Source organism: Dietzia sp. CQ4 (assembly GCF_014145125.1).
Taxonomy (GTDB): domain Bacteria; phylum Actinomycetota; class Actinomycetes; order Mycobacteriales; family Mycobacteriaceae; genus Dietzia; species Dietzia natronolimnaea.
The window spans coordinates 1-8190 of the sequence record NZ_JAALDZ010000196.1 but is presented as its reverse complement, the minus strand read 5'-3'; the positions used below and the strand labels follow the sequence as shown (position 1 = coordinate 8190).

7 protein-coding genes are annotated in these 8190 nt (G+C 72.1%); 4 read left to right on the top strand and 3 right to left on the bottom strand.

Features of this window, described 5'->3' with window-relative positions:
* A partial coding sequence (locus G6031_RS11900) for a metal-dependent transcriptional regulator (RefSeq protein ID WP_347238486.1) occupies positions 1-796 on the top strand: 796 nt, incomplete at its 5' end.
* Positions 797-826: 30 nt separating this feature from the next.
* Here the strand turns inward: G6031_RS11900 and G6031_RS11895 are convergent.
* Both G6031_RS11895 and G6031_RS11890 read right to left on the bottom strand, forming a co-directional pair.
* Positions 827-2185: an FAD-linked oxidase C-terminal domain-containing protein gene (locus G6031_RS11895; protein ID WP_182653364.1), complete on the bottom strand. Its 1359-nt coding sequence runs from the start codon at positions 2183-2185 to the stop codon at positions 827-829.
* A gap of 9 nt (positions 2186-2194) precedes the next feature.
* The gene (locus G6031_RS11890) at positions 2195-4324 is read right to left on the bottom strand and encodes an MMPL family transporter (RefSeq protein ID WP_182645660.1); all 2130 of its coding nucleotides are present in this window, start codon (positions 4322-4324) and stop codon (positions 2195-2197) included.
* A gap of 167 nt (positions 4325-4491) precedes the next feature.
* Here G6031_RS11890 and G6031_RS11885 point away from each other — a divergent pair, with 167 nt between their 5' ends.
* Genes G6031_RS11885 through G6031_RS11875 form a run of 3 tightly spaced genes read left to right on the top strand, consistent with a single transcriptional unit; the run spans position 4492 to position 7792 of the window.
* Complete coding sequence (locus G6031_RS11885; RefSeq protein WP_259846658.1) at positions 4492-5724, top strand: pyridoxal phosphate-dependent aminotransferase family protein; 1233 nt, start codon at positions 4492-4494, stop codon at positions 5722-5724.
* Positions 5721-6635, top strand: a complete 915-nt coding sequence (locus G6031_RS11880) for an NAD-dependent epimerase/dehydratase family protein (RefSeq protein ID WP_179524708.1) — start codon at positions 5721-5723, stop codon at positions 6633-6635. Before G6031_RS11885 ends, G6031_RS11880 begins: the two co-directional genes overlap by 4 nt.
* 47 nt (positions 6636-6682) lie before the next feature.
* Positions 6683-7792, top strand: coding sequence for an acyl-CoA dehydrogenase family protein (locus tag G6031_RS11875; protein WP_182639340.1), 1110 nt, complete (start codon positions 6683-6685; stop codon positions 7790-7792).
* A 50-nt stretch (positions 7793-7842) separates the two neighbouring features.
* Here G6031_RS11875 and G6031_RS11870 read toward each other — a convergent pair.
* On the bottom strand, positions 7843-8190 hold a 348-nt coding region (locus G6031_RS11870), incomplete at its 5' end, for an OB-fold nucleic acid binding domain-containing protein (RefSeq protein WP_241737322.1).

The following is an 8190-nucleotide window of genomic DNA, read 5'->3' as shown; positions in this document are numbered from 1 at the left end:
CGGGCGCCCGGGCCCGGCGATCGGGGATGATGACGGCATGACCGTCGACCCGCCCCGTGCAGATGTACCCAGAGGCCTGGCCGATCTCACGCCGACCATCCAGGCCTATCTCATGGCCGCCCACCACCTGGGGGCCGGCGGCGGGCCCGTCACCCCGGGCGCGCTGGCCGACCGTCTCGGCGCGTCCCCCTCCTCCGTCACCGAGGGCGTCCGCAAGCTCGCCGCCATGGGGTTGGCGCAGCACCGCCCCTACGCGCCCGTCGAGCTCACCGAGGCCGGGAGGTCGTTCGCGGTGGCCATGGTCCGCCGCCACCGGATCCTCGAGACGTTCCTCGCCCGGTGCCTGGATTACCCGTGGGACGAGGTGCACGCCGAGGCCGACGCCCTCGAGCACGTGGTCTCCGACCGGTTCGTCGACGCCCTGGACGGCTTCCTCGACCACCCGCGCCGCGACCCGCACGGCGACCCCATCCCCACCCGCGACGGGCGGCTGGACCAGCTCGCCGACGTCCCCCTGGACCGGGTGCCCGAGGGCGGTGCCGGGGTGGTCACGCGGGTGTCCGACCGGGACAACTCCGTCCTGCGGCACCTGGCCGAGATCGGCCTGCGCCCCGATTCGGCGGTCGAGGTGGTCTCCCGCCAGGTCGAGCTGGGGATCATCACCGTGGCCCTGGGCGGGCGGGTGGTGCCGGTGGGCACGCCGGTCGCGGCGGCGGTGCGGGTCCGGGTTCCGGCCGGCGACGACGACGGCGGCGGCGACCACAACAACGTCGACGACGACGAGGTCGCGCAGTAGCCGCGCGAGCGGACCGCCGCCCCGGTGACGTCAGAACATCGTCCCCGGGTTGAGGATCCCCTGCGGGTCCAGCGCCGTCTTGATGCGGCGGTTCAACTCCATCACGTCCTCGCCCAGCTGGGCGGGCAGCCACGGCGCCTTGAGGCGTCCCACGCCGTGTTCGCCGGTGATCGTCCCGCCCATCCCGATCGCCAGGTCCATCACCTCGCCGAACGCCGCCTGGGCCCGGTGGGCGCGGTCCGGGTCGTCGTCGGCCAGCACGATGATCGGGTGCGTGTTGCCGTCACCGGCGTGGGCGACCAGGGCGATCGGCACATCACGCCGGGCCGAGATCTCCTCGATCCCGGCGACCAGCTCGGGCAGCGCGGGCAACGGCACGCCGACGTCCTCGAGGAGCAGTGTCCCGGTCTTGCCCAGGCTGGTGAACGCGGCCCGACGCGCGACCGTGAACTGCTCCCCCTCCTCGGGATCGTCGGTGGCGAACACCTCGGTGGCGCCGTGGGTGCGGAACGCCTCGGCCATGAACTCCGTCTCGGCCGCGCGGTCGGGTCCGGTGAGGTCGGACTGGGCCAGCAGCATCGCACCGGCCGAGGTGTCCAGGCCCATCCTCAGGTCCGCCTCGACGGCCCGGATCGAGACGTTGTCCATGAACTCGAGCATCGCCGGCCGGATCCGGCGGGTGACGGCCAGGACGGCGTCGCTGCACGCCACCACGTCCGGGAAGATCCCCACCACGGTGGAGCGGGGCGGCTGTTCGGGGATGAGCCGCACGATGATCTCGGTGACCACCCCCAACGTGCCCTCGCTGCCCACGAAGAGCTTGGTCAGGCTCAACCCGGCGGTGTCCTTGAGCCGCGCGCCGCCCAGTCGCACCACGGTGCCGTCGGCCAACACCACCGTCATCCCGAGGACGTAGTCGGTCGTCACCCCGTACTTCACGCAGCACAGACCGCCGGCGTTGGTGGCGATGTTGCCGCCGATCGAGCAGATCTCGTACGACGAGGGGTCCGGCGGATACCAGAGCCCGTGCTCGGCGACGGCCCGCTTGACCTCGACGTTGAGCAGACCCGGCTGGACTGTCGCGGTGCGGGTGACCGGGTCGACGTCGATGTCGCGCATGAGCTCGGTGGACAGCACGATCCCGCCCTCGACCGCCGTCGCTCCCCCGGACAGCCCCGAACCGGCCCCCCGCGGGACCACCGGCACGCCGTGCGCACTCGCCCAGCGCATGACCTCCTGCACGTCCCCGGTCGACCGCGCGCGCACCACGGCGAGCGGCATCCCCGGGTCCGGGGCCTTGGCCCAGTCCTGGCGGTATCCCTCGAGCACGTCCGCGTCCGTGAGCACGGAGGCGGTGTCGAGGCGGGCACGGAGGTCGTCCAGGATCATGACCCGAACCTACGACGAACCCTCCCGGATCCGCAGGCGGTCGAACACGGCCCGTAGCGGCCGTGGAGCCCACCAGTTGGCCTCGCCGAGCAGGAGCATCGCACTCGGGACGAGCAGCAGCCTGATGACGAACGCGTCCACCAGCACGGCGAGCGCCAATCCGAGCCCGAGCAACCGGACCACGCTGATCCCCGAGGTACCGATGGCGAGGAACACCACCGCCACGAGCACCGCCGCCGCCCCCACCACGGGGGCGGTGCGGGAGACCCCGTCGACCACGGCCCGGGTGGTGTCACCGTGGCGGTCGTACTCCTCGCGGACCCGGGAGAGCAGGAACAACTGGTAGTCCATCGACAGTCCGAAGGCCAGGCACGCCATCAGCAGGGGCGAGGAGCTGTCCACCACCCCCGTGGCCGTCACGCCCACCAGGTCGGCGAGATACCCCTCCTGGAAGACCAGGACCATCGCGCCGAAGGTCGCGGTGAGGCTCAGCGCCGCCATGACCAGCGTCTTGAGGGTGACCAGCACGCCACCGGTCAGCAGGAAGACCAGGGGCAGGACCACCGCCATGACGAGCAGGGCGACCGGGAGCGCCCGGTCACTGATCGCCTGGCGGGTGTCGACGTCGTCGGAGTAGGTTCCCGCCACCGGGGCGGGTGCCACCACCTCGCGGACACGTTCGGCGAGGTCCTGTTGCTCCGGTTGCGACAGACCGGGGGCCGTCACCACCTCCACCGCCGCGACGGAGCCCCGCCTCAGGTCGGGGTCACCGGGACCCACCGCGAGCCCGTCGGACAGGGTCTCGTCCGGTCCCCGCGTCGCCGTCACTCCGTCGATACGCGACACCCGCTCCGCCAACACCCCGGGATCGACCCCGTCCGCGAGGATCACCAGGGGATCGGACCCGAGGTCCGGACGCTCGTCGCGCAGTCGCTCCGCGGCCACCCTGGACGGGGCGTCCTTCGGCAGGACCCTGTCGTCGAGAGTGCCCAGCCGGAGGCCGAACGCGGGCGTCAGCAGGATCAACAGGAGCGCCGACACCCCCAGCGCCACCGCCACCGGGTGCCGGCGCGAGACCCCGAGCATCGCCGTCACCGAACGGCCGGGGCGGGTCGGGTCGACCCGTCGCACGGACCACGCGTCGATCCGCCGACCGAGGACCCGCAGGACCGGGGGCAGGACCACCAGGGTGAGGGTGGCGACCAGCACCACGACCGCGACACCGGTCATCGCCATGGATCTCAGGTAGGGCATGTCCACCGCCGTGAGCGCGGCCAGACACAGGCCGACGGTCACCGCCGAGATGACGATCGTCCTCCGGCACCGGCGCATCGTGCGGGCGACGGCCTCAGGTGGGTCCGCGCCGTTCGCCAGTTCCTCGCGGAACCGGGTCACCACGAGGAGGCTGTAGTCGATCGAGAGCCCCAGCGCCAGGCCGATCACCAGGTTGAGGGCGAACACGGACACGTCGATCACGTGCACCAGGCCGGACAGGACGACGAACGACGAGAGCATGGCGAGCACGCCGATCGCGACCGGGACCGCGGCCGCCACCACGGAGCCGAAGAACAGCACGAGCAGGACGAGGGTGACCGGGACGGCGATGAGCTCGGCGCGGGTGAGATCCTCCCGGGCGATGAGGTCGTCCTCACGCAGCACCTCGGCCCGGCCGGTCAGCTGCCTCCCGACGCCCTCGCCGGGCGGGGGCAGGGCCTCGCGGAGCTCGTCCAGCGTGCGTCTGGACTCGGCGTCGTCGCCGGACAGCACCGCGCTCACCACCGTGGGCCCGTCCCCCGGCGCCGGCGACACGGTCACGCGACCCACTCCCCCGGCACCCGACAGGAAGGACGCCACCGCCTCGCCCTCGCGGGCCACTGCGGCGGACTCCGCTCCCGAGACCAGGACGATCAGATCGGGGGTGCCCACCCCGACCTCCGCATCGAGCCGCCGTTCGGCGACGGCGGACGGCGTGGAGTCGGCACGGAACCCCCCGGGGGTCAGCGACTCCTCCACGCCGCCGGCGGAGAGCGCTCCCAACACGGCCAGGATCAGCGCCGCGGCGAGCGGCCACCCTCTCGCCAGGACCGACCGTCGGCGGTGAGCACGCGGCGTCGTCCGGGGCTCGGCTCTGTGACTCATGGGGCTCCTCATTCAGTCGTCCCCCTCATTCGTTCCTGATCCCGAGGCGGATGGGCGACGAGCGGCCGGACGGTGAGGAGAGCCGGACGGTGAGGATTCACTCGTTCGACCCATCCGGTCCACGGAAGGGGCCGAACCACCGGGACATCCCACAGGAAGGACTTCCCGTGAACCACCCACTCATCGAACGCCTCGCGACAGACGAACGGGTCCAATTGTTCTCGACCCTCCAGGACGCGGGCCAGAGCCCCTACTACCGGACGATGCACTCCAGCACCGGCGCGACGAGCAACGTCCAGGGCGTGGACCGGATCATGCTCGGCTCCAACAACTACCTCGGCCTGGCGCGCCACCCCGAGGTCATCGAGGCCACCACCGAGGCGGTCCGTCGGTTCGGATCGGCGAGCACCGGCAGTCGCCTGCTCAACGGGACGATGTCACTGCACGAGGAGCTCGAGGCGGAGATCGCGGACTGGTTCGGCACCGAGGACGCGCTGTGCTTCTCGACCGGGTACCAGACCAACCTCGGCACCCTCGGCGCCCTGGTCGGCGAGCGGGACGCGGTCGTCATCGACGAGTTCGCCCACGCCTCGCTGCGCGACGGCCTGCGCATGGCGCGCACCTCGGTGCACCCGTTCCGCCACAACGACCTGGGCGCACTCGAGGACGCCCTGATCACGGCCCGCCGCGGATCCCCGGAGCAGATCCTCGTCGTCGTCGACTCCCTTTACTCGATGGAGGGCAGCCTCGCGCCCCTGTCCGGGGTCGCGGAGCTCGCCCGGTCGTTCGGCGCCGCGCTCATGGTCGACGAGGCCCACGCCATGGGCCTGTACGGCCCGACCCGGCGGGGCTGGGTCGAGGAGACCGGGACGGTGGACGCCGTGGACGTGACCATGGCGTCGTTCTCCAAGTGCTCGGCCTCCTGTGGCGGGTTCATCACCGGTAGCTCCGACCTCGTGACCGGGCTCAGGGTCACGGCGCGGCCGATGATCTTCAGCACGTCCTCGGTCCCCGCCGCGACCGCCTCCTCCCTCGCCTCGATCCGGCTGATGCGGACCGACGAGGGTGCGGCGCGCACCGAGGCGGTGCGCCGGAACTCGATCCTGCTGCGGGCCGAGCTGGGCGACAAGGGGATCGAGTGCACCTCCGGCCTCACCGGCGACGAGTGGTCGCCCATCGTTCCCGTTCCCGTCGGCGACGACCTCCGCGCGGTCCACGTCTGGAACCTGTTGCTCGAGCGGGGCGTCTACACCGGTGTCGCGGTCCATCCGGCGGTGCCGGCGACCGGCGCCATCCTCCGTCTGTGCGTGACGGCGGACCACACCGAGGAGCAGCTGGTCGAGGCCGCCAGGGCGATCGCCGACATCCTCGCCGTCACCCGGGAGCTCTCCGCCCTATGAGGGTGGTGTTGACCGGGGCGTCCGGCGATTTCGGGACGGCGCTCCTGCGCGGTCTGATCCTGCGCGAGGAGGTCGATCACGTGGTCGCCCTGGCGCGGTCGCCGTTGCGGGTGCGGGACCCGAAGATCGAACGGCGGACCGTCGACATCGCCTCAGACGACCTCGACGAGGTCTTCGCGGGCGCCGACGCGGTGATCCACTGCGCCTTCATGGTCGAGGAGCCGCGGGACAAGGAGTCGGCGCGGGTCGTCAACGTCGACGGCTCGCGACGGGTCCTGCGGGCCGCCGATTCCGCCGGCGCCCGGGTGTGCGTGATGACCTCGAGCATCAACGCCTACGGCCCCCGCGGCGGCCCCGAGATCATCGACGAGACCGCACCGATCGGCGCCGGCGAGGAGCACTACTACTTCCACCACAAGGCACTCGTGGAGGAGGACGTGCGCCGGTGGCGACGAGGCTCCGACGGCCGGATGGCGACGGCGGTCCTGCGCCCGACCTACGTGGTGGGGCCCGACATGTCGAACTCCGGGTTGGAGACCATGCGGTCGCGCGTCGTCCTGCACCCGAGCCCCGGGAAGTCCTACTTCCAGTTCCTGCACCAGGACGACCTCGTCGACGCGTACCTGCGGGTGCTGCTCGCCGGCGTGGACGGCGAGTTCAACCTCGGTCCCGAGGGCGCCCTCACCGTCTCCCAGCTGTGCCGACTCAACCGCTCGGTCTGCGTCCCCGTGCCGCTGAGCGCCGCCCGACGCCTGGCCGACCTCGGGTTCCGGCTACGACTGCTGCCCTATTCCTCCCACTGGGTGACCTGCGGAGAACCGGTCACCACGTCACGACGACTCAGGGACGCCACCGGCTGGACGCCGCGGTACGACTGCACCGAGGCCGCCCGCCTGATGCTCGCCGGCTGATCCGGGCCCGAGCCCGCACCCACCCGACCGTGAACCGAAAGGACCCCATGCTCCTCACCTCCGAGAACCAGACCCTCGACTCCTACGCCCCCGGGCTGCGAGAACGCCTGTACGGCCACGGCCTCCTCGCCAACGAGGGCGCCCAGAGCACCGCCGTGGCCGACTGGTCCGACACCGGCGGGACCAGTCTCATCGTCCCCACCGCGCTGGGCGGTGCGGGCGCGAGCGCGGTCGACGCGGTGCGGTTCCAGACCGCCATCGGCGCGGTCGCCCCCTCCCTCGCGGCCGCGACCACGATGCACCACCTGTCGTGCGCGACCCTCTTCGAGGCCGCCGAGGACGCCTCGCAGGAGGAGCGCGACCTCATCAGGGCGCTGGTCGAGGGCGGCACCGTGATGGCCTCCGGTTTCTCCGAGGGTTCCCCCGGGGGATCGGTGTTCCGCCCGACCATGACCGCCCGCCGGGACGGTGACGACTATCTCCTCTCCGGCCGCAAGGCCCCCTGCAGCCTGTCGAGGTCCATGAGTCTCCTGGTGGCGAGCGCCCTCGTGGACGACTCCGAGCGGGCCGTCGTCCTGGTCTTCGACGGTGCCGAGGGGTTGCGTCGGGAGGAGTTCTGGAAGAGCCCCGTCCTCGCGGCGGCCGAGAGCGACGCGCTCATCCTCGACGACGTCCGGGTCGAGTCCGACATGGTCTTCCTGACCTCCGAGAACGATCCCGACGATGTGCACGAGATGACCGGCTACCTGTGGTTCGGGCTGCTCATCAGCGCCTGCTATCTCGGGGTGGCCACGCGTATGGTCGAGCGGCTCACCGATCGCGACCGCCTCGACCCGAAGCTGTTCTCCTCGGCGCTCGCCGAGGTCGAGACCATGCGGACCGCCCTGCACGCGGTGGCTCGCGAGTTCGACGAGGGTGCTCGCGGTGGCGACGTCTCGGCTCGTCTCGCGCTGGTCCGGTGGTCGATGCGCGACGCACTGGTGAGGGTGCAGTCGATGGTCCGCGAGGCCGTCGGGGGGTTCGCCTACATGCAGGACCCGGAGCTCGCCTACGCCTTCGAGGCCGTCCAGGTGTTCGGCTACCACCCGCCCTCGCGCCGGGACACCGCCGACAGGTTGGTGCAGTGGGCGCGCGGGGAGGACTTCCGCTACGTCTGAACCGGCGCCGGGGCCGGGGCCGGGGCCGGGGCCGGGGCCGGGAGTGATGATCACCGGAAGTCCCGGCTGCGGCCGATCGCCATCCCCAGGTGGAGGCGTTCGATCTTGTCCGCCACGACGCTCACCGCGCCCGAGCGGTTCTCCACGGTGCCGCGGACGATGAGCGCCGGGGCGGCCGACACGATCGGGCGGTAGCGCGCCCACAGTCCCACCGAGCACACGACGTTGGTCATGCCCGTCTCGTCCTCGAGGCTGAGGAAGGTCACCCCCTCGGCGGTGGCGGGCCGCTGCCGGTGGGTGACCGCGCCGGCGACCTCCACCCGGCTGCCGTCGGGGACGTGCGCGAGCCCGGCGGTGGTGCACACCCCCCGGGAGTCGAGCCACGGCCGGGCGTGGAC